The organism is Bradyrhizobium sp. HKCCYLRH3099 (assembly GCF_051167855.1).
Classification (GTDB): domain Bacteria; phylum Pseudomonadota; class Alphaproteobacteria; order Rhizobiales; family Xanthobacteraceae; genus Bradyrhizobium.
The window spans coordinates 77,926-98,537 of sequence record NZ_JBNPTW010000013.1 but is presented as its reverse complement, the minus strand read 5'-3'; the positions used below and the strand labels follow the sequence as shown (position 1 = coordinate 98,537).

The following is a 20,612-nucleotide window of genomic DNA, read 5'->3' as shown; positions in this document are numbered from 1 at the left end:
TGATTATTGTTGTTAGAGCCCGAGCCATTCCTCGACCGGTCCCTTCGGCAAGGGGACCATGAACCAGCGCTCGAAGATCAGATAGGTGACCACGGGCATCCCGATCGCCACCGCCGCGACCGTGAGCCAGCCATATTTGCCGAGCCAGCGCATGAACCAGGCGATGAAGATCATGGAGGCGAGATAGAGACCGGTGAAGGGCAGGGCGCCGACATAGATCGCGGTCGGCACCACCACGCTCATGACCTGGCGAAGCTGCGTCCATTCGGCGAACAGCCCGCCATCATCCTCGCGCAGCGTGTTGCGGACATTCATCGCGCTCGACACGACGATGAACAGGCCGACATAGAACGGGAAGAAGCCGGCGCGCGGCCCTTCCGCACCCCAATTGATTCCCGCCTTCACGCTGCCGATGATCACGACGACGCCGAACAGCGCGATGGCGAGCGTGACGCCGAGCTCGACCGCCTTGTGGCTCGGGCCGGCGGATCGTCCCTTACTGCTCATGCGCGCCGCTCAGTTCGAGGCCAGGAAGCCGGCGTCCTTCATCAGGGTCTCGTGCCGCTTCTCCTCGGTCTCGACCCATTTGGCGTAGTCGGCGCCGGTCATGAAGGTGGTGTTGAAGGCGCCGGTCTTCATGAACTCCTGCCAGTCCGGCGTCTCCCGTACCTTCTTGAACAGCTCGACATAGTATTCGACCTGGTCCTTGGTGGCGCGCGGCGACATGAAGATGCCGCGCAGCATCAGGTACTCGATGTCGAGGCCCTGCGACTTGCAGGTCGGGATGTCCTTCCAGGCCTTGCCGTCGGTGATCGGCTCGTCGTAGCCCATCGGCTTGGCGTCGAACACGCAGAGCGGCCTCACCTTGCCGCCGCGCCATTGCGCCACCGCCTCGATCGGATTGTTCACCGTGGAATCGACGTGGTTGCCGACGAGCTGCACCGCGACCTCGCCGCCGCCCTTGTAGGGGATGTAGGTGAACTTGGCGCCGGTCGCCTTTTCCATCGCGACCGTGATGATCTGGTCTTCCTGCTTCGAGCCGGTGCCGCCCATCTTGAGCGTGCCGCCGGCCTGCTTGACCGCGTCGATGTAGTCCTTGGCGCTCGCATAGGGCTTGTCGGCGTTGACCCAGAGCACGAATTCGTCGAGCGCGAGCATCGCGACCGGGGTGAGATCCTTCCAGCTGAACGGGATGCCGGTGGCGAGCGGGGTCGTGAACAGGTTCGACAGCGTGATGATGATCTTGTGCGGGTTGCCGGCCGAGGCCTTGACGTCGAGGAAGCCTTCGCCGCCGGCGCCGCCGGACTTGTTGATCACGACCAGCGGCTGCTTCATGAGGTTGTGCTTGGTGACGATGCCCTGGATCGTCCGCGCCATCTGGTCGGCGCCGCCGCCGGTGCCGGCGGGAACGATGAACTCCACCGGCCGGACCGGCTCCCATCCCGCGATCGCTGCAATGTTGCCGGCGGCCAAGGCCAGGCCAGCCGCGCAGGCCACGCGCACAAAACGCTTCATCGACGCTGTCTCCCCTTCATTGCCTGGACCTCCACGGCTTCTTCCGGCCGCTGCGTCCGATCGTTCCACTTACGCTGTGATGATTCTGGTGATGATCCTGGTCCGTCTCGTTGTGTCGTCTTCAGCGATCGCTCGCTTCGAGGTCGTCGCGAGGCATACAAATCTCTTCCGGGTCTCTTCCGGGGCCCTGCGCATCCCATAGTTGCGTGGACGGGCAGAGACGCGCAAGAGAAAGCTTACCAATCGTAAATCGACCGATTTGATTTTGGTATGAGAAGGTGACCGGCCGCAATTGATGAGATGGACTGGGATGCCTGCGGAGCCAATTTGTCGCAGCCGACGGACGGGTCCTGAACAGCAAAAAGCCCCGGGAACCGGGGCTTTTGACGGGAAGTGCTCGGAGGAGGCGGCGCGGCAGCGCCGAGGGGCTCAGAGCCCGAAATAAGGCAGGTCGCCGTTGCGGTTGGCGGCGCGGGCGCTGGTCATCAGCACGCGGTCGAGGGCGGCCAGGAAGCGGCCGAACAGGGACACGGGCTGAACGAGGGGGAGAGCGACGGTCTTGGCCATGGTTTGTCTCCTTCAGTGAGGCGGTAGGACGTTCTGACTGAGGAGAATTTACGTATACCAGATGCCAGAGACAATGGCGGATATTGCATAGCGGCATGAAGTTTTTGCGCTGCGGTAGCTATGCCACAATTGGGATTCCTTATTGAAACCGGCCTTCTCATACGGAAAGTGCCGCCCAACGGTGGTCCCTGAAAACAGCCGCTCCAGGCCGGGGATTCGGTGGCGGATTCGGTGACAGTGCACTCAACTCGGCGATCCCAGGCGTCGCCGATGGTTGCGACGCGCCCTATGCTCCTGTTTCGAGGTGAAAGTTCCGTGCACCGTCACCGAATTCCAGCAGACCGAGACCCAATGGCACGTTCGACGAACGGACGCGCGCCGCCATCACGCGCTGGCAGGAGGAACGCGGCTATCCCGCGACCGGCTATCTCGACGCCGCCCAGTACAAGGTGCTGATGGCCGCATCTGCGGAGGCAACCAAATCCGACCGCCAGGCCCGTCGTCGCACCGGGAGCCGTACGCGGCAGTCGCGCAATGCCGGCGGTCCGATCGGCGCCATCGGCGGAGCGGTGCATCGCGTGGTGGGCGGGATCTTCGGCAGGTGATAGGGCTGCCCGACGTCTTGATCGGCTGTCGACCGACAGGCATTTCGACGTTTACGGATCGTAGATGATCTTGGCCTTCAGGCCCAGTCTGGCGGCGGTTGCGTCGACTTCGTCTTGGCTTTGAGGATAGGCCTCAAACACGATGTTTGCCTTGAAAAGACGTGGATAAAATCTCGGGTGGAGCGTCCATAGGATGTCGCGGTCCACGCCTGTCTCTGCGTAGAGGCCGGCCACTCTCTTTCTCACATACATGCTATCGGGCGGGGGCACGAACCAAGGGTCAATCGCCCTCTCTCGAAAATGCTGAACTTGGTACGCCGATGAGTAGTCGACGGTGTCGCTGCTCTCGCTGCATGGTCGACGCCGCAACGCTTTGGGGGCATCCTCGCGTGGCTTCTTGAGGAATGCACAATACGGATCGGTCGGGTCGCCGCTTTGCGGATTATGCCAAAGCACCAGGGCGTCCTTGAGTACGAAAGTGTGCTCGGGAGCGGTCATGATGAACTCGGCACAAGCCGAGAAACAATAGTCGTAGACGACGACCGTCGCACGCCGCTCGCGAACGAGGCTGGCGAGTTCGAGGGCTTTGTCGACCCGTCCACCCGTGCTGCGGATGACGAAGAACCCACCGAGCTCGAGCGTCTTTGTCAACGAGACGTCGAGGCTTGGAGTGATCGACCCGTCGAAGCACAGGATGTATCTGTCCGGGCTGAGCGTCACAGGCGTCTGTGGCCAGACTGTCCGACAGTATCCGACGGCATAATAGGAGCTGTCCCAGCCCGTCGCATTGTCTCGTGCACACGCCGCGCTTGCGATGAGGGAAAGCCAGACGGACAGCAGGAGCGTCAACCGCCGGCCAGGCTGCAACCAGTGGGTCACCGAGACGGATCCTTTCGTGCGTCTACCTTTGGCTGTCTAGCTGGTTTCTACCACTCGCGCGACAAGACATCAAAGATCCGAGCCATCGAGGCGATCACGAGCAATCGGGCCGACGAGAACTGCGCCGCGTCGGCACGCCCCTTGGTTCAAACATTCTCGACTGTCGCGACCGACGGTCGTCACCGGCAGCGGATTTCGGTGACAGTGCACTCAACTCGGCGATCCCAGGCGTCGCCGATGGTGCCACGCGCCTTATGCTCCTGTTTCGAGGTGAAGGAGTTCTATGCACTGTCACCGAATCTCTGCATCGCGTGGTGGGCGGGATCTTCGGCAGGTAGGCCGTCTGACTGCGAAGGATCATAAAACCCCCAGGTCGATCGAGTTGGACGACGACTCCAACGATATGGCACATTGATCATGCAAGCCCGGGCTGTCATCGTAAGCGAAAGCGGACGATCCAGTACGCCGTGACGTCTCGGCCAATCTCTTGTGCCGCGGAGTATGACAACAGTTGAGACGGCAGGAGCGCACCCCGGAGTCTGTGCCTGCCGTATTCGCGAAAGTTGGAGCCGGATATGGACGCCGCGAAAAGACAGCTCATTTGGGACCTCTCCCAAGGTGTCGTTTCGGAGGACGCCTTCATCGCGCGATTCGGTGCGGATCCACGAACGACGCCTGAACTCGTTGCCTCCGAGCTCGAGCAGAGTCTCGCAGAGAGATCGCCGGATGATCTGAGCAGTGCATTGAGCCTTGCATTTCGCTTTGGCCTCTCCCGGCAATGGGCTCCGCTGCTCTGCAAGCTCATCGAAGAAGACTGGCACGACAGTCATGAAGACACTGCTCAAGCCCTCCAGGATCTGAGCATGCCGTCCACGATCGACTGCCTCTACCGCACCGCGCTGCGCAAGCATGACTATCTCGCCTACAACAACAACGAGTCCTTGGCGATCAAGTGCATCTGGGCGCTCCACGATATCGGAACATCCGAGGCGATCGAGAAGCTGCAACTGCTGTCGCAATCTGATTTGTCCGCGTCTGTTCGCGACAGGGCTCTCAAGCGATTATCGGAGCTTGCGGCAAGACGTCCCGACGACCCCAAGCCAGCCTATCGTCGCGCAAGAGACGGAAGGGTGCGGCCCGAGTGAGATTTTGCCGTCAGGTGCAACCGGTTGCCAGCTCGATGCGCAATGAAGTCCACGTAGTGATCTCGTTAGCGAATAATCGATATCGGCGAGAGTTCAGGGAGCGACCGTTAGATGCGCAGCAGTGGGACTCTGTTGAAGCGATATCTGGCGGGTGAGTTCGATCAGGTCTGGCGAGAGATCCGGGCCTATCCGCGCATCGATGGTGAGTTTCGCGACGAAGTGATGGAGGTCGCCGATGCGACCATGCGACGGGTCGCGCAAAACGCCGACCTTGTCGCCTCCCGCTTGCAAGCTATTGGCTGGCAGGCCCTCTCATCCGAATATCAGGGTCTTCGAACACCTCCGACACGGACGGATGAGGCCGTTTTCGCTCGTATCGTCGAGATCTCCGGAGCACAGATCCCGCCGACGCTGTTGGCATTCTGGCGCGTCGTGGGTGGGATCAACTGGGTATGGGACTACAACTCCAAGGATCATCCACCGGATCTTGGGTTCGATTTGCCGTCTGAGGAACACGATGCCCTGTGCGTAGACGCTCCCTCTTTGGTGACCGATCAGTTCGACGAGTGGATCTATCAGAAGGCAAGCATCGGTCCGGATGCTGAGCATCAGCTGCAAATCCACTTGGCGCCCGACTATCTTCACAAGGCAAACATCAGCGGAGGCAGCCCGTATTGCATCGTGGTGCCATTCTTCGGTGCCGACCCTCTGTTCTCTGACGAGCGGCATGGGTTGCCGTTTCTCGACTATTTGCGTTTGGCATTCCGTTGGGCCGGTTTTCCCGGGCTCGACCGGCATGCAGCGCGCGGTGATGTGCGGGATTTCGTTGCGAGATTCGGAAAAGATCTCATTCCCTTCTGAACCCGTTTCAGGACACCCCTCTGTCCGATGGTTGGAAATAAAAAGCCGCCGGGCGAGGCCGGCGGCTTCTTGTCGAGGTGAGCACTCCTAGCGGCAATCTCGCCGCGCATCTCGTCTCTGACGCGCCGCTTACTCCGCGGCTTCCTTGCGCGGCGGATCGAGCGCGCCGGAGTCGTGGATTTCGGCGACCTGGTGGTCGCTGAAGCCGAGGACCTGGCGGAGGATTTCGTCGGTGTGCTCGCCGAGCAGGGGCGAGCGCGTCACATCCGCCGGGCTGTCCGACAGCTTGATCGGGTTGCCGACCGAGAGGTACTTGCCGCGGGTCGGGTGGTCGACCTCGACCAGGGTGCCAGTCTTGCGCAGCGACTCGTCCTCGGCGATCTCCTTCATCGAGAGAATGGGACCGCAGGGGATGTCGAACTCGTTCAGGATGTCCATGGCCTCGAACTTGGTCTTGGTCATGGTCCACTGCTCGATGCGGCCGAAGATCTCGTTCAGGCGCGGCAGGCGGGCGGCGGGCTTGGCGTAGTTCGGATCGGTCTTCCAGGTGGGCTCGCCGATCACGTCGCAGATCTTCTCCCAGACCGGGGCCTGGGTGATGAAGTAGATGTAGGCGTTCGGATCGGTCTCCCAGCCCTTGCACTTCAAGATGCGGCCCGGCTGGCCACCGCCCGAGTCGTTGCCGGCGCGCGGCACGGCGTCGCCGAACGGCACGCCCTCGCCGAACTGGCTGTATTCCTTCAACGGGCCATGATCGAGGCGCTGCTGGTCGCGCAGCTTGACGCGGCAGAGGTTGAGCACGCCGTCCTGCATCGCAGCGGTGACGCGCTGGCCACGGCCGGTATGGGTGCGCTGATAGAGCGCGGTGACGATGCCGAGGGCCAGATGCAGGCCGGTGCCGGAATCGCCGATCTGCGCGCCGGTGACCAGCGGCAGGCCGTCACGGAAGCCGGTGGTCGAGGCGGCGCCGCCGGTGCACTGCGCGACGTTCTCGTAGACCTTGCAGTCCTCGTAGGGGCCGGGGCCAAAGCCCTTGATCGAGGCGACGATCATCTTCGGGTTGATCGCCTGGATCTTCTCCCAGGGGAAGCCCATGCGATCGAGCACGCCGGGGCCGAAATTCTCGACCAGCACGTCGCACTTCTTGATCAGCTCGGTCAGAACCTCCTTGCCCTTCGGGTTCTTGGTGTCGAGCGTGATCGACCGCTTGTTGTGGTTCAGCATCGTGAAATAGAGGCTGTCCACGTTCGGAATGTCCTGCAGCTGGCCGCGGGTGATGTCACCCACGCCCGGACGCTCGACCTTGATCACGTCGGCGCCGAACCAGGCCAGCAGCTGCGTGCAGGTCGGTCCGGACTGGACGTGGGTGAAGTCGAGAATGCGAACGCCCTCGAGCGCCTTGGTCATGTTGTTCCTCTCCGTATCGAATGGTCATCCCGCATCGGCGGGCAGGTGATGTGGGTGGCCTTACTTCTTCTTGGTCAGCACGCTCTGCGGATTGAGGTTGCCGATGCGGCCGCTCTCCGAACCCGCAGCGGGATCGATCACGGCGTTGATCAGGGTCGGCTTGCCGGAATCCATCGCCTCATTGACGGCGCGCTTCAGCTCGTCCGGCGAGGTCGCATTGACGCCGACGCCGCCGAAGGCCTCCATCATCTTGTCGTAGCGCGCGCCCTTGACGAACACGGTGGTCGCCGGATCTGACCCCGCGGAGTTCTGGTCGGTGCCGCGATAGATGCCGTCATTGTTGAAGATGACGACGCAGATCGGCAGATTGTAGCGGCAGATGGTCTCGACTTCCATGCCGGAGAAGCCGAAGGCCGAGTCGCCCTCGATCGCCAGCACCGGCTTACCGGTCTCGACGGCGGCGGCGATCGCCGAGCCCATGCCGATGCCCATGACGCCCCAGGTGCCGACGTCCAGGCGCTTACGCGGCTGGTACATGTCGATGACGCCGCGGGCGAGGTCGAGCGTGTTGGCGCCCTCGTTGACCAGGATCGCGTCGGGCCGCTCCTTGATGATGGTGCGGAGCACGCCGAGCGCGCCGTGATAGTCCATCGGCGAGTTGTTGTTCATCAGCCGCGGCGCCATCTTGGCGACGTTGTCCTCGCGCTTCTTCTGCACCGCGCTCAGCCATTCGGCCGGCGCCTTCGGCCAGCTGCTGCCCATCGCGTCGGAGAAGGCGGTGACGACCGAGCCGATGTCGCCGACCACGGGGGCCGCGATCTCGACGTTGGAGTCCATCTCCTTCGGCTCGATGTCGACCTGGATGAACTTCTTCGGCGCATCGCCCCAGCTCTTGCCCTTGCCGTGCGACAGCAGCCAGTTGAGGCGGGCGCCGATCAGCATGACGACGTCGGAATCCTTCAGCACCGTCGAGCGCGCCGCGCCGGCGCATTGCGGATGCAAATCGGGCAGCAGGCCCTTGGCCATGCTCATCGGCAGGAACGGCACGCCGCTCTTCTCGACGAAGGTCTTGATCGCTTCATCGGCCTGCGCGTAAGCCGCGCCCTTGCCGAGGATGATCAGCGGACGCTTGGCGCTCTTGAGAACGTCGAGCGCGCGCTTGACGGAATCGGGGGAGGGGATCTGCGCCGGCGCCGGATCGATCACCTTCACCAGCGAAGCGCTGCCTGCCTGCGCGTTCATCACCTGGCCGAACAGTTTGGCCGGCAGATCGAGATAGACGCCGCCGGGACGGCCCGAGACGGCGGCGCGGATCGCGCGGGCGAAGCCGATGCCGATATCCTGGGCGTGCAGCACGCGGAAGGCCGCCTTGCACAGCGGCTTGGCGATCGCGAGCTGATCCATCTCCTCATAGTCGCCCTGCTGCAGGTCGACGATCTCGCGCTCCGAGGAGCCCGAGACCAGGATCATCGGGAAGCAGTTGGTGGTCGCGTGCGCGAGCGCCGTGAGGCCGTTGAGGAAGCCCGGCGCCGACACGGTGAGGCAGACGCCCGGCTTCTTGGTCAGGAAGCCGGCGATCGCGGCGGCATAGCCGGCGTTCTGCTCGTGGCGGAAGGAGAGCACGCGGATGCCTTCAGCCTGCGCCATGCGGCCGAGGTCAGTGATCGGAATCCCCGGAACGTTGTAGATCGTGTCGATCCCGTTCAGCTTCATCGCGTCGATGACGAGATGGAAGCCGTCCGTCAGTTCCTCGTGGGTGTCCGCCTCGGTCTTCATGGCTGTCTGCGGCATGCGCCTCTCCCTGGTCGTCTGTGAAGGCGCATTCCGCGTCTTCTGTTTGAAGTTAGCTGAATAGTTCCTGGCCGTGCGTCTCGACATAGGTCGCGAGGCCCAGCGTGTGATCCCGCGCGCGCTTTTCGGCGAGCTCGGTGTTGCGTTCCTCCAGCGCCTCGATGATCGCGAGGTGCTCGGGCAGGGACGCCGCGATACGGTCGGTGCGGCCGATCGTGAGCTGGCGATAGCCGCGCACATGGAGCAGAATGTCGTTGGTCATGTCGACCAGCACCGGCGACTCCGACAGCGAGATCAGCGCCTGATGAAACGCGATGTTCGCCTTGGAATATTCCTCGATGTGCTCCTGCGGCGGGCGGTCCTTGCCGAAATCCTTGAAGTAGTCGCGCAGCGCCGTGATGTCCTTCTTGCGCGCGATCGTGGTGATGAGCCGCGCCGCCATGCTCTCCAGCGCCGCCCAGGCGCGGATCATGTCGACGATCTCGCTCTTCGTCCGGCGCACCACGACGATGCCACGGCGCGGCACGGTCTTCACGAAGCCGTCCTGCTCGAGCATCGCGATCGCTTCGCGGATCGGCGTGCGGCTGACACCGAGGCGTTCGGAAAGCGCGCGCTCGTCGAGCATGACAGGCTCGGGCGAGGCGTAGATGTCCATCTTCAGAATCGCTTCTTTCAAGGCCTCATAGGCCTTATTCTTGAAGCTCGTCTCCGGGGCGATGCGAGCGATCGCGATGTCAGCCTCGGCCATGATGGGCAATGCCTTGTTCGTTTTCTCTGTCGACACGACCGATCTCCTCTCCTTGGGAGATCACTGTGTACAGCATTTTGCGTCCAATATTTTTGGCATACCAGATGCCAGACTGTCAAGATGACCGATTTTTCCGCGTTTCCACATCTTCGATGCGCTTGACAAAGTTTGCTTCTGGCATACCAAATGCCATAAACCACGAGCAATCCCCCAGGAGGAAGCCCCGATGTCTGACGCCATCCCGAACGCCAAGGCCACGATCCGAGACGTGCTCGATCGTGTGAAGGCGGACAAACGCACCGCCCTGACCGCGCCCGAAGGCAAGATCGTCTGCGACGCCTACGGGATTCCGGTGCCGAAAGAGGGATTGGCGAAGTCGGCCGCTGATGCAGCGAAGCTCGCCGGCGACATGGGTTTTCCGGTGGTGATGAAGATCGTCTCGCCGGACATCCTGCATAAGACCGAAGCGGGCGGCGTGATTGTCGGCGTGAAGACGGCCGACGATGCGAAGACCGCGTACGAGACGATTCTCGCGAATGCGAAGAAGTACAAGGCCGACGCCAAGATCGAAGGCATCCAGGTGCAGCAGATGCTGACCGGCGGTACCGAGGTGATCGTCGGCTCCATCACCGACGGCTCGTTCGGCAAGCTCGTCGCCTTCGGCCTCGGCGGCGTGCTGGTCGAAGTGCTGAAGGATGTGACATTCCGCCTCGCCCCTGCGACCAAGGACGATGCCCTGTCGATGCTCGACGGCATCCAGGCGCACGAAATGTTGAAGGGCGTGCGCGGCGGCGATGCCGTGAGCCGCGAGGCGCTGGCCGACGTCATCGTCAAGGTCTCGAAGCTGGTCAGTGATTTCCCCGAGATCGTCGAGCTCGACCTCAACCCGGTGTTCGCGACCAAGAATGGCGCGATCGCGGCCGATGTCCGCATCGTCGTCGATTTCGACTACAAGCCCCGTCCGGCGCCGCGTTCGAACGAGGAAATCGTCACCGCGATGAACCGCATCATGAAGCCCCAGGCGGTCGCCGTGATCGGCGCCTCCGCCGAGGACGGCAAGATCGGCAACTCCGTGATGAAGAACCTGATCAACGGCGGCTACAAGGGCCAGATCTACCCGATCCACCCCAAGGCCTCCGAGATCCTCGGCTACAAGGCCTATAAGAGCGTCAAGGACGTGCCGGGCGTGATCGACACCGCGGTGTTCGCGATCCCCGCGAAGTTCGTCGCCGGCGCGCTGACCGAATGCGGCGAGAAGCAGATCCCCGGCGCGGTGCTGATCCCCTCGGGCTTCGCCGAGGCCAACGAGCCGGAGCTGCAGGCCGAGATCGTCGAGATCGGCAAGAAGTACAATGTCCGCCTGATGGGGCCGAACATCTACGGCTTCTACTACACGCCGGCCAATCTCTGCGCGACCTTCTGCACCGCCTATGATGTCAAGGGCCACGCGGCGCTGTCGTCGCAGTCGGGCGGCATCGGCATGGCCATCATCGGCTTCTCGCGCTCGGCCAAGATGGGCGTGTCGGCGATCGTCGGCCTCGGCAACAAGTCTGACATCGACGAAGACGATCTGCTCGCCTTCTTCGAGCAGGATCCGAACACCAACCTGATCGCGCAGCACTGCGAGGATCTCAAGGATGGCCGCGCCTTCGCGGAAGCCGCCAAGCGCGTCTCCAAGAAGAAGCCGGTCATCGTTCTCAAGGCTGGCCGCACCTCGGCCGGCGCGAAGGCGGCGTCCTCGCACACCGGCGCGCTCGCCGGCAACGACAAGATCTATGAGGATGTGCTGAAGCAGTCCGGCGTCATCCGCGCCCGCTCGCTTCGCCAGCTGCTGGAGTTCGCCCGCGGCGTGCCGGTGCTGCCGACGCCGAAGGGTGAGAACGTCCTCATCATCACCGGCGCCGGCGGTTCGGGCGTGCTCTTGTCCGACGCCGTCGTCGACAACGGCCTGTCGCTGATGACGATGCCGCCGGATCTCGATGCCGCGTTCCGCAAGTTCATCCCGCCGTTCGGTGCCGCCGGCAACCCGGTCGACATCACCGGCGGCGAGCCGCCGATCACTTACGTGAACACGGTCAAGCTCGGCCTGTCGGACGAGCGCATCCACGCGCTGATCCTCGGCTATTGGCACACGATCGTGACCCCGCCGATGGTGTTCGCACGCAACATGGTCGAGGTGAAGAAGGAGATGGAGGCCAAGGGCTTCGTGAAGCCGATGGTCGCCTCGCTTGCCGGCGACGTCGAGGTCGAGGAAGCCGCCGAATATCTCTACCAGAACGGCATCCCGGCCTACGCCTATTCGACCGAGCTCCCGGTCGAGGTGCTCGGGGCCAAGTACAAGTGGGCGCGCGGCGCGGGCCTGCTCTAAGTCAAGATGACGCGAATGCCGCCTCGGCCCTGGCCGGGGCGGCACTTTCTTGTGTAGCGTGACGAAGCAAGATCCGTCCGTCCGAGAACGGCGCCGCCTTCAGAGGGCGGTGCAGAGAGGCGCCACGTGATCCGTCGCAAGACGATCGAGCCACGCAGCGATGCCGCGGCCGAGCCCCGCGACGGCGGCGTGCAATCCGTCGGCCGCGCGCTGCAGATCCTGGAAATTCTGGCCGAGGACGACGAGGGCTATCGCCTCAGCGATCTCGCCATCCGCGCCGGGCTCTCCACCTCCACCGTGCATCGCCTGCTGACGACCCTGGAAAAGCGCCGCTTCGTCCAGTTCGACCGCATGGAATCGAAATGGCACGTCGGCGCGCAGAGCTTCGCCGTCGGCGCGACCTTCACCCGCCGGCGTAATTTCGTCGCGCTGGCGATTCCCTATCTGAGAAGGCTACGCGACCAGTCGCGCGAGACCGCCAATCTCGCCGTCGTCGACGATGAATCGCTGATGGTGCTGCTGCGGCTCGACAGCCGCGAGATCATGCGTTCGCTGACCAAGGTCGGCGGCCGCCTGCCGATGGTCGCCTCCGGTATGGGCAAGGCGGTGCTCGCGACCTATTCCGACGACGACGTCAACGGCATCATCCACCGCCAGGGCATGCCGCGCCTGACCGAAAAGTCCATCATCCGCGCCAGCGACCTGTTCCGCGAGCTCGAAACCATCCGCCGCCAGGGCTACGCCGTCGACGACGAGGAGGCGCGCCTCGGCCTGCGCTGCATCGCCGCCGTCGTCCACGATTCCTGCCGCGAGCCGCTCGCCGCGGTCTCGATCTCGGGCCTGGCGAGCCGGCTGACGGAGGAGCGGGTGCCGGTGGTCGGCGGAATGGTGCGGGATATCGCCGCGGAGCTGACGGCGGCGCTGGGTGGGGTGGGGCCGGCCGCCGGCGATAGCGATAGGCAGGCCGATTGACGGCAGTGCCGCCAGCGCCGACAATCCCGTTCGAGGTGAGTGGCCGAGCCAGCACAACCGCGCTGCTTTCACGGAGTCATGCCAATGTCCATCAGCGACGCCGAGATCTTCGATCGATGGCTCAACAAGGCCGGCGAGTACGGCGGGATCGTCCCGCCTCGCGTCGCATCGAAACTGATGGCGGGGGGACGGCTCGTGATGAGGTCTCTTCCAACCGAAACCTGCACGCGGACGATCGTCCGGCGAATGGCTCCCGACAAGGCGCTCGCGTTAGGGACATCCGCGCTTGCGAAGCTCGGCGAGCTGATGCCCGAGGACGACATCGCGCCACCCCGGCGTGTCCTCAAGGCGGTCATCGGCGCTGGCTTCTTGAACATGAACCCCGCAATCGTGCGACTCGAAATCGTCGATCGCGAGTCCGGCGAATGCGAGTTCAGGATCAGCACGCTGGCGAAAGAGGGCTTCGTCCTCAAACAGAACACCGCGCCGAAGGCGCTTGAGCGCGTCACCGCGGAGCTGCGGATACCGATCGGCCTCTATCCTTAGGCCGATCGGCCGGATCCTAGTCGCGAAGACTGCCGTACAACGACGAGGCGACCAGGTTAGAACGCCCGGGTCGCCAGCATCGTCTTGATCACGAGGGCGTAGGCCGCAAACGTCAGGACATAGGCGACCGCCAGCGCGATGCCGCCCCGGAGCGAGAGTGGCTTCAACTGGATCGCCTGATGTCCGGTCAGATAGCGCTGCAGAGCGAACAGCAGAAACGGAATGCCGATCAGCCAGGAGTGGAAATGCAGCGCCAGCGTGAGGCCGGCCACGACGCCGATCCAGCCGACGAGCAGGGCGGCCTTGCGGCTGGCCGAGCCGATCAGCGCGTTGAGAACGAGGCCGCCGTCGAGCGGATAGATCGGCAGCAGGTTGGCCGCGTTGATCACCGCGAACATCTCCATCGCCAGGCGCAGGTCGGATTTGCCGGCCGGCATGATCGCGAATAGCGCGAGCGTCGGGACCAGGCTCATCGCCGGCCCCATCAGCGCGATGAAGCCGAGCCGGCCTTCGCTGCCATAGGCGGTCTTCGGCACGATGGCGCCGCCGAAGAAGGGGACGAGGTAGACGGCGTGGATGCCTACGCCGGCCATCAGCATCGCTGCGGCGTGACCCGCCTCGTGGATGGCGAGGACGATCGCCAGCAGCACCGCCTCCTTCAGGCTGAACATGTACCAGAAGCTGGCCAGCGCCAGCGCCGAGAGCACCAGACCATGATTGGCGAGGTCGGCGAGACGGCTGTGCGTGCCGGCCTCCCGCTCGCATTCGGCCTTGATCAGTTGCGTCAGCCTGCGCACGCTGAGCGGATAGATGATGCGGTCGCGAAAGCTGCGGATCGTCAGCTCGTTGAAGATGGTCAGCAGCGTCCCTTGCGCGGTGGCGGTGACGCTCACGCCCGCCTGCGCATCGCGTCCGCCCTCCGGCGGCACGCTCAGCTCATGCGCCACGTTCTGGGACCGGATGATCCCGTTGGCATCGTCGCGCTCGATCTCGCGGTAGACGCCTTGCGTTCGCGGCTGTCCGCTCACGGCGACGCGGCCGAGCCAGAGGTCGGGGCTTCCGGGCAGGGGTTCGCGGGTGATCTCGAGCACCGGTGGCCCGTTCAGCACCATCCGCTCGGCGACGTTGAAGCGCCACACCGCGTCGCGAGGGGCGTTGATCAGGATCTGGGCCTCGTAGCGCTGCCGTTGGCGGCCCCTGACGGCATCGACCATTGCCTGCATGACGCAGATGACGAGACGCAGCAACTCGATCGGCACAGCCAGCAACCTGAGCATGGGATCCTTCACAGGTGACGTATTCGTGATCTCTCGCCCCTAGGGTGCGCAGCCGATGTCGTCAAGGTCAGGGACGGTGAAGGAGCCCCCACTGCCCAAGGCGTAATCAAATCCGCTGCCCTATTTGGGCTTGCCGTCGCCTGCATCGCGCGCAACGATCGTGGCGGATCACCTGAACACGTCCAGCGAGTTGTGCCATGTCCAAACTCACCCGCTTCTCGGTCGCTCCTCTGCACAGCATGACGCGGCGGCTCGCCGATGTCGCGTCGGGCCGGGTCGCGCCCGATCTCGTCATCACCGGGGCGCGGGTGCTGTCGACCTATTCGGAACGTATTCTTCCGAGCCGCGAGCTCTGGATCACCGGCGGACGCGTCGCCGCGGTGAAGCCGGCGGGCGCGCACAAGGCGCTCGCGAGCGGCTTCGCGATCTACGACGCCGCAGGCGGCATCATCGCGCCCGGCCTCGTCGATCCGCACATCCATATCGAATCCTCGATGGTGACCGCCTGCGCCTATGCGGAAGCCGCACTGCTCAACGGCACCACGACGATCTTTTGCGACAGCCACGAGATCGGCAACGTGATGGATGTCGCCGGCGTCGAGGCGATGCTGGAGGATGCGCGGCAGGCGCCGCTGTCGATCTTCCTCACCGTGCCCTCGACGGTGCCGGCCACGTCGGCGGCGCTGGAGACCGCCGGCGGCGATCTCACGCCGGACAAGATCGCCGGCCTGTTCGACCGCTGGCCGGAGGCGGTGGCGCTCGGCGAGAAGATGGATTTCGTGCCGGTCTGCATGGGCGACGAGCGCAGCCACGCCATTCTCGCAGCCGCGCTGCAACGCGGGCGGCCGGTGTCGGGCCACGTCTATGGCCGCGAGTTCGTCGCGGCCTATGCCGCGAGCGGCGTCACCGACACGCATGAGGCGATCGACCGCGACATCGCCGACGACCTGCTCGACGCCGGCGTCTGGATCTTCCTGCGCGGTGGGCCGCCGACGACGCCGTGGCACAGCCTGCCGCAGGCGATCCGCACCATCACCGAGCTCGGCGCCTCGCACAAGCGCACCGCCGTCTGCACCGACGATCGCGACGCCGACGATCTCATGCTGTTCGGCTTGGACTGGGTGGTGCGCGAGGCGGTCAAGGCGGGGATGTCGCCGGAGCAGGCGTGGTCGATGGGCTCGCTGCACGGCGCAACGCGGTTTGCGATGGACGGCGAGATCGGCGGCCTCGGCGGCGGCCGCCGCGCCGATCTGGTGCTGCTCGACGATGGCCTCAAGCCGCAATCGACCTGGTATGGCGGCGAGCTCGTCGTCGACAAGGGGAAAATCACCTCACGGCTCGATCAGGCCTTGTCGCAGCGCTATCAGTATCCGACGACCGCGTACGCTACGGTGAAGCTGCCAGCGCAGATGAAGCTCACGCCGGAGCTGCCGGCCAAGGCCTGCACCGTCAACGCGATCAAGACCGCGCTGCCGGGCATCACGCTGATCCATGAGAAGGTCGCGATCGAGCCGGCCAACGACTGGGACACGCTGTTCGCGCGCCACGGCCTGTGCTTCGTCGCCGTCATCGAGCGCCACGGCAAGTCGGCCGGCAACGTCGCGCACGGGCTGTTGAAGGATTTCGGCCTGACGCGCGGCGCCGTCGCCTCCAGCGTCGGCCATGACAGCCACAACATCATCGTCGCCGGCACCAACGAGGCGGACATGCAGGCGGCCGTCGCCGCGATCGGCGCGCAGCAGGGCGGCGTCTGCGTCGTGGCCGACGGCCAGGTGCGGGCGATGGTTCCGTTGCCGATCGCCGGCCTGCTGTCGGACAAGCGCGTCACGGAGGTCGCCGATGAGGTGAAGCTCTTGAAGACAGAATGGGCCGAGGCCGGCTGCACCATTCCCTACATGGGCTTCAATCTGATTCCCCTATCGGTCATTCCGGAAATTCGTATCACCAACAAGGGCCTCGTGCTGGTGCCGCAGATGGAGCTCGCGCCGCTGTTCGAATAGCAGGATCGCGCTGCCAAGCTGTTAGGACATGTCAGCTGTTTGTCGCCATAACTAACTGAGCCATCCGCTGTTTTGCCGGACGTGCCGCATCGTGGGAAAAATCGACGACTGAATTGAGATGACCGCCCGCAGCAGCGATCCTCGCGCATCAACCAAACGGGAGACGCGAGATGGCGAAGATGCGGGCGATCGATGCTGCGGTGCGGATCTTGGAGAAGGAGGGCGTCACCTGCGCCTTCGGCGTTCCCGGTGCGGCGATCAACCCGCTCTATTCCGCGCTGCAACGGCGCGGCTCGATCCGCCACATTCTCGCCCGCCATGTCGAGGGCGCCTCGCACATGGCCGAGGGCTACACCCGCGCCAAGGCCGGCAATATCGGCGTGTGCATCGGCACATCAGGCCCGGCCGGCACCGACATGATCACCGGGCTCTATTCGGCGATCGCGGACTCCATTCCGATCCTCTGTATCACCGGCCAGGCGCCGCGCGCGCGGCTGTACAAGGAGGATTTCCAGGCCGTCGACATCGAGCAGATCGCCAAGCCCGTGACCAAATGGGCGGTGACGGTGCGCGAGCCCGGCCTCGTGCCACGTGTGTTCAGCCAGGCCTTCCACATCATGCGCTCGGGCCGCCCGGGCCCGGTGCTGATCGACCTGCCGCTCGACGTCCAGCTCGCCGAGATCGAGTTCGACGACGAGACCTATGCGCCGCTGCCGGTCTACAAGCCAGCCGCGAGCCGCAAGCAGGTCGAGAAGGCGATGGAGATGCTCAACGCCGCGGAGCGTCCGCTGATCGTCGCCGGCGGTGGCATCATCAACGCCGATGCCAGTGATCTGCTCGTCACCTTCGCCGAGATCGTCAACGTGCCGGTCGTGCCGACCCTGATGGGGTGGGGCGCCATTCCCGATGATCACGTGCTGATGGCCGGGATGGTCGGCCTGCAGACCAGCCACCGCTACGGCAACGCCAACTTCCTGGAGTCCGATTTAGTCCTCGGCATCGGCAACCGCTGGGCCAACCGCCACACCGGCTCCTTGGAGACCTACACCAAGGGCCGCACCTTCGTGCATGTCGACATCGAGCCGACCCAGATCGGCCGCGTCTTCAATCCCGAGCTCGGCATCGTGTCCGATGCCAAGGCGGCGCTGGAGCTGTTCATCAGTGTCGCGCGCGAATGGCGCAAGGCGGGCCGGCTGCGCGAGCGGCAGGCGTGGCCGGCGGCCTGCCAGGACCGCAAGCGCACGATGCTCCGGCGCAGCGATTTCGACCAGGTGCCGATCAAGCCGCAGCGCGTCTATCACGAGATGAACAAGGCATTCGGCCGCGACACCTGTTATGTCAGCGTCATCGGCCTGTCGCAGATCGGCGGCGCCCAGTTCCTCAGCGTCAACCATCCGCGCCACTGGATCAATGCGGGGCAGGCCGGCCCGCTCGGCTGGACCCTGCCGGCCGCGCTCGGCGTCCGCGCCGCCGATCCCAAGCGCGAGATCGTCGCGCTGTCCGGCGACTACGACTTCCAGTTCCTGATCGAGGAGCTCGCGGTCGGCGCCCAGTTCAATCTGCCCTACATCCATGTCGTCGTGAACAACGCCTATCTCGGCCTGATCCGCCAGGCGCAGCGCGGCTTCTCGATGGACTATCAGGTGCAGCTGTCGTTCGAGAACATCAACGCGCCGGAGGTCGGCGGCTACGGCGTCGACCACGTCGCGGTCGCGCAGGGGCTTGGCTGCAAGGCGATCCGCGTCACCGATCCGCGCGACGCGCAGGCGGCGTTCGCGACCGCGCGCGAATGGATGGCGGAGTATCAGGTGCCGGTCGTCGTCGAGTTCGTGCTCGAGCGCGTCACCAACATCGCGATGGGGACGGAGATCGACAACGTCGTCGAGTTCGAGGAGGTGCTCGATCTGCCGGTGGACGAGACGCCGGCCGAGCCCCAGCGCACGCTGCAGCCCGCCTGAACACATCCGCCGCTCTCATCCGAGGATCATCACATGCCGCGCTTTGCCGCCAACCTCACGATGCTGTTCAACGAGCTGCCGTTCCTGGAGCGCTTCGCCGCCGCCAAGGCGGCCGGCTTCAGCGGTGTCGAATATCTGTTTCCCTACGAGTTCGACAAGGCCGAGCTGCGCGAGCAGCTCGCCCGCCACGGCCTGACCCAGGTGCTGCACAATCTGCCCGCCGGCAACTGGGCCGCCGGCGAGCGCGGCATTGCCATCCTGCCGGACCGCGTCGACGACTTCCGCGACGGCGTCCGCCGCGGCATCGAATACGCCCGGGCGCTGGACTGCCGCCAGCTCAACTGCCTCGTCGGCATCGCGCCCGATGATGCCGATCCGCGCGAGCTCAACCAGACGCTGGTGCGCAACCTCCGCTTTGCCGCCACCGCGCTGAAGGCGCAGGGCATCAAGCTGCTGATCGAGCCGATCAACACGCTCGACATGCCCGGCTTCTTCTTGAGCCGCACCGCCCAGGCGCTGCAACTGATCTCGGAGGTCGAGTCCGACAATCTGTTCGTCCAATACGACATCTACCACATGCAGATCATGGAGGGCGATCTCGCCCGCACCCTGCAGAAGCACCTCGCCCGCATCGCCCATATCCAGCTCGCCGACAATCCCGGTCGCCACGAGCCGGGGACGGGCGAGATCAACTACGCGTATCTGTTCCGCCACCTCGACGCCATCGGCTATGCCGGCTGGGTGGGCTGCGAGTACAAGCCGTTGACGACCACGGAGGAGGGGCTGACGTGGCTGACGGACCGCTCACTCGCCCCGGCATGCTGAGCCTCGCACGGATCACCCTCCAAGGCATTCTCGAAAGCCGCAGCAAACACGCAGCCCCGCGGCTCCCGCCAGCCAGCTTGCAGCCGCCTTGACCGGCTCCGCGACACCGGCCTGCTATTTTCGTGTGAACTGCCACTGCTGGATTGGGAATGGCTTCGCAGCGGCCATACCGTCTATTGTGAGAACGAGCGCTCGTGCTCCGCACGCGCCATCTGACGCGGAAAGCGTGAACCGTACGCTGGGCTGAGCGTACCTCTCCACCATCAAGGCCTCCCACATATGGGGGAACGGTGCATACTGGAATTGGATTCGATCAAGGCTGACATCGTGACCGACCACGCGAATCCTGGCCTTCTTGAAGTCTGATCTGAACGGGGCCACAAAGATCGCGCCTCCTTGAAGAGTCATCCGTTGAACTGGCTGGAATGCAACGGACCCCACTTCCATTTTCGGCTCTGGTGGGAGCGGATCTGCCTCGACCTCCCATTTGCTGTCGGATTTCGTCAGGTTGGCGTAAAGTTGAGGCGCAGGACACGTTGGCTCGCCCGCCTGGGCGGCCTCGTTGGAGAGACCACCCAGAGCAAGCATGATGCCAAGCTGTGTGTGACATGGCGCGTAAGCTCATTTTTGCCTCCTGAACCAGGTTGTCTGCCGCCAGTTTGTGAAGCCGACTTTCACGAGCATGGCTCGGTCCCTGAAGTTCTGCATTGCGCCTGCACATTGTTCTAGAACCCACGGATTGGTAGTCTTGTCTGGATGACGACCGCATAGGCCGCGAATGTTGCGATGTAGGCGGCCACGAGCGCAAGGACGAGTGAATGAATTCGATGAAGTATTCACAAAGAGTGATACTCCACGCACCCCCGTGGGATTCAGCAGCCCTTGCAGCATTCGTTGAGCATTGTGTCCGGGACGGAGTTAAATTGGTCTGCGTGATCGGACCGGACTGCCGCAGAGTCGAAGACGTCATCGACGAACTGGTTGTCGGTCTTGGCGATGGTTCTGGCCGATTGCTGATGACGACATCACATCCCGGCGAGTCGATCGACGAGGTGCGATCCTTCGCGGAAGCTTATGCTTTGGGTATCGACACGTCCGTGCCGGTGCAGACAGTCACGCTTTAGCTGCTCGGTGGACCGAACCTCACC

At 64.1% G+C, this 20,612-nt stretch carries 17 protein-coding genes and 1 pseudogene; 10 read left to right on the top strand and 8 right to left on the bottom strand.

Annotated elements, in window-relative coordinates:
* Window positions 1–12: 12 nt before the first annotated feature.
* The 3 genes from ACQR1Y_RS23055 to ACQR1Y_RS23045 form a co-directional block, all read right to left on the bottom strand.
* Window positions 13–507, bottom strand: a complete 495-nt coding sequence (locus ACQR1Y_RS23055; RefSeq protein ID WP_434878324.1) for a tripartite tricarboxylate transporter TctB family protein — start codon at window positions 505–507, stop codon at window positions 13–15.
* Between the two features lie 9 nt (window positions 508–516).
* Complete coding sequence (locus ACQR1Y_RS23050; RefSeq protein WP_434878323.1) at window positions 517–1,515, bottom strand: Bug family tripartite tricarboxylate transporter substrate binding protein; 999 nt, start codon at window positions 1,513–1,515, stop codon at window positions 517–519.
* A 429-nt stretch (window positions 1,516–1,944) separates the two neighbouring features.
* Entirely contained in the window at window positions 1,945–2,082 is a 138-nt protein-coding gene (locus ACQR1Y_RS23045; RefSeq protein WP_172114341.1) for a hypothetical protein, read from the bottom strand.
* 353 nt (window positions 2,083–2,435) lie between these two features.
* Between ACQR1Y_RS23045 and ACQR1Y_RS23040 the strand changes: the two are divergent.
* Window positions 2,436–2,687: pseudogene (locus ACQR1Y_RS23040) on the top strand (peptidoglycan-binding domain-containing protein); the annotation flags it as partial.
* A gap of 51 nt (window positions 2,688–2,738) precedes the next feature.
* Here the strand turns inward: ACQR1Y_RS23040 and ACQR1Y_RS23035 are convergent.
* Entirely contained in the window at window positions 2,739–3,566 is an 828-nt protein-coding gene (locus ACQR1Y_RS23035; protein WP_434878322.1) for a hypothetical protein, read from the bottom strand.
* A 575-nt stretch (window positions 3,567–4,141) separates the two neighbouring features.
* Here ACQR1Y_RS23035 and ACQR1Y_RS23030 point away from each other — a divergent pair.
* Window positions 4,142–4,711: a hypothetical protein gene (locus tag ACQR1Y_RS23030; RefSeq protein WP_434878321.1), complete on the top strand. Its 570-nt coding sequence runs from the start codon at window positions 4,142–4,144 to the stop codon at window positions 4,709–4,711.
* Between the two features lie 132 nt (window positions 4,712–4,843).
* Window positions 4,844–5,572: a hypothetical protein gene (locus ACQR1Y_RS23025; RefSeq protein ID WP_434878320.1), complete on the top strand. Its 729-nt coding sequence runs from the start codon at window positions 4,844–4,846 to the stop codon at window positions 5,570–5,572.
* A 129-nt stretch (window positions 5,573–5,701) separates the two neighbouring features.
* Here the strand turns inward: ACQR1Y_RS23025 and frc are convergent, their stop codons facing one another.
* From frc to ACQR1Y_RS23010, 3 genes are read right to left on the bottom strand one after another with little or no spacing between them, the layout of a single operon-like run.
* Window positions 5,702–6,979: a formyl-CoA transferase gene (gene frc / locus ACQR1Y_RS23020; protein ID WP_011927755.1), complete on the bottom strand. Its 1,278-nt coding sequence runs from the start codon at window positions 6,977–6,979 to the stop codon at window positions 5,702–5,704.
* Between the two features lie 60 nt (window positions 6,980–7,039).
* Complete coding sequence (oxc, locus tag ACQR1Y_RS23015) at window positions 7,040–8,770, bottom strand: oxalyl-CoA decarboxylase (protein ID WP_434878319.1); 1,731 nt, start codon at window positions 8,768–8,770, stop codon at window positions 7,040–7,042.
* A gap of 52 nt (window positions 8,771–8,822) precedes the next feature.
* Complete coding sequence (locus tag ACQR1Y_RS23010) at window positions 8,823–9,554, bottom strand: GntR family transcriptional regulator (protein WP_006610670.1); 732 nt, start codon at window positions 9,552–9,554, stop codon at window positions 8,823–8,825.
* A gap of 190 nt (window positions 9,555–9,744) precedes the next feature.
* On the opposite strand from ACQR1Y_RS23010, the gene ACQR1Y_RS23005 reads away from it, so the two are divergent.
* From ACQR1Y_RS23005 to ACQR1Y_RS22995, 3 genes are all read left to right on the top strand, one after another.
* The gene (locus ACQR1Y_RS23005; RefSeq protein ID WP_434878318.1) at window positions 9,745–11,886 is read left to right on the top strand and encodes an acetate--CoA ligase family protein; all 2,142 of its coding nucleotides are present in this window, start codon (window positions 9,745–9,747) and stop codon (window positions 11,884–11,886) included.
* A gap of 126 nt (window positions 11,887–12,012) precedes the next feature.
* Window positions 12,013–12,858, top strand: coding sequence for an IclR family transcriptional regulator (locus tag ACQR1Y_RS23000; RefSeq protein ID WP_434878317.1), 846 nt, complete (start codon window positions 12,013–12,015; stop codon window positions 12,856–12,858).
* A gap of 84 nt (window positions 12,859–12,942) precedes the next feature.
* The gene (locus ACQR1Y_RS22995; RefSeq protein ID WP_434878316.1) at window positions 12,943–13,404 is read left to right on the top strand and encodes a hypothetical protein; all 462 of its coding nucleotides are present in this window, start codon (window positions 12,943–12,945) and stop codon (window positions 13,402–13,404) included.
* A gap of 56 nt (window positions 13,405–13,460) precedes the next feature.
* Here the strand turns inward: ACQR1Y_RS22995 and ACQR1Y_RS22990 are convergent, their stop codons facing one another.
* Window positions 13,461–14,681, bottom strand: a complete 1,221-nt coding sequence (locus tag ACQR1Y_RS22990; protein ID WP_434878315.1) for a metalloprotease — start codon at window positions 14,679–14,681, stop codon at window positions 13,461–13,463.
* A gap of 197 nt (window positions 14,682–14,878) precedes the next feature.
* Between ACQR1Y_RS22990 and ACQR1Y_RS22985 the strand changes: the two genes are divergently transcribed.
* The 4 genes from ACQR1Y_RS22985 (at window position 14,879) to ACQR1Y_RS22970 (ending at window position 20,588) form a co-directional block, all read left to right on the top strand.
* The gene (locus tag ACQR1Y_RS22985; RefSeq protein WP_434878314.1) at window positions 14,879–16,681 is read left to right on the top strand and encodes an adenine deaminase; all 1,803 of its coding nucleotides are present in this window, start codon (window positions 14,879–14,881) and stop codon (window positions 16,679–16,681) included.
* Between the two features lie 170 nt (window positions 16,682–16,851).
* The gene (gene gcl / locus ACQR1Y_RS22980) at window positions 16,852–18,639 is read left to right on the top strand and encodes a glyoxylate carboligase (RefSeq protein WP_434878313.1); all 1,788 of its coding nucleotides are present in this window, start codon (window positions 16,852–16,854) and stop codon (window positions 18,637–18,639) included.
* Between the two features lie 33 nt (window positions 18,640–18,672).
* Entirely contained in the window at window positions 18,673–19,464 is a 792-nt protein-coding gene (gene hyi / locus ACQR1Y_RS22975) for a hydroxypyruvate isomerase (RefSeq protein ID WP_434878312.1), read from the top strand.
* Window positions 19,465–20,282: 818 nt separating this feature from the next.
* The gene (locus ACQR1Y_RS22970; protein ID WP_434878311.1) at window positions 20,283–20,588 is read left to right on the top strand and encodes a hypothetical protein; all 306 of its coding nucleotides are present in this window, start codon (window positions 20,283–20,285) and stop codon (window positions 20,586–20,588) included.
* Window positions 20,589–20,612: the final 24 nt, after the last annotated feature.

Coding starts and splice junctions, on each gene's coding strand:
- ACQR1Y_RS22990 (WP_434878315.1), bottom strand. CDS start 14,681: ATGCTCAGGTTGCTGGCTGTGCCGATCGAGTTGCTGCGTCTCGTCATC.
- hyi (WP_434878312.1), top strand. CDS start 18,673: ATGCCGCGCTTTGCCGCCAACCTCACGATGCTGTTCAACGAGCTGCCG.
- ACQR1Y_RS22985 (WP_434878314.1), top strand. CDS start 14,879: ATGTCCAAACTCACCCGCTTCTCGGTCGCTCCTCTGCACAGCATGACG.
- ACQR1Y_RS23005 (WP_434878318.1), top strand. CDS start 9,745: ATGTCTGACGCCATCCCGAACGCCAAGGCCACGATCCGAGACGTGCTC.
- ACQR1Y_RS23030 (WP_434878321.1), top strand. CDS start 4,142: ATGGACGCCGCGAAAAGACAGCTCATTTGGGACCTCTCCCAAGGTGTC.
- ACQR1Y_RS22970 (WP_434878311.1), top strand. CDS start 20,283: ATGAATTCGATGAAGTATTCACAAAGAGTGATACTCCACGCACCCCCG.
- ACQR1Y_RS22995 (WP_434878316.1), top strand. CDS start 12,943: ATGTCCATCAGCGACGCCGAGATCTTCGATCGATGGCTCAACAAGGCC.
- frc (WP_011927755.1), bottom strand. CDS start 6,979: ATGACCAAGGCGCTCGAGGGCGTTCGCATTCTCGACTTCACCCACGTC.
- ACQR1Y_RS23055 (WP_434878324.1), bottom strand. CDS start 507: ATGAGCAGTAAGGGACGATCCGCCGGCCCGAGCCACAAGGCGGTCGAG.
- gcl (WP_434878313.1), top strand. CDS start 16,852: ATGGCGAAGATGCGGGCGATCGATGCTGCGGTGCGGATCTTGGAGAAG.
- ACQR1Y_RS23050 (WP_434878323.1), bottom strand. CDS start 1,515: ATGAAGCGTTTTGTGCGCGTGGCCTGCGCGGCTGGCCTGGCCTTGGCC.
- oxc (WP_434878319.1), bottom strand. CDS start 8,770: ATGCCGCAGACAGCCATGAAGACCGAGGCGGACACCCACGAGGAACTG.
- ACQR1Y_RS23045 (WP_172114341.1), bottom strand. CDS start 2,082: ATGGCCAAGACCGTCGCTCTCCCCCTCGTTCAGCCCGTGTCCCTGTTC.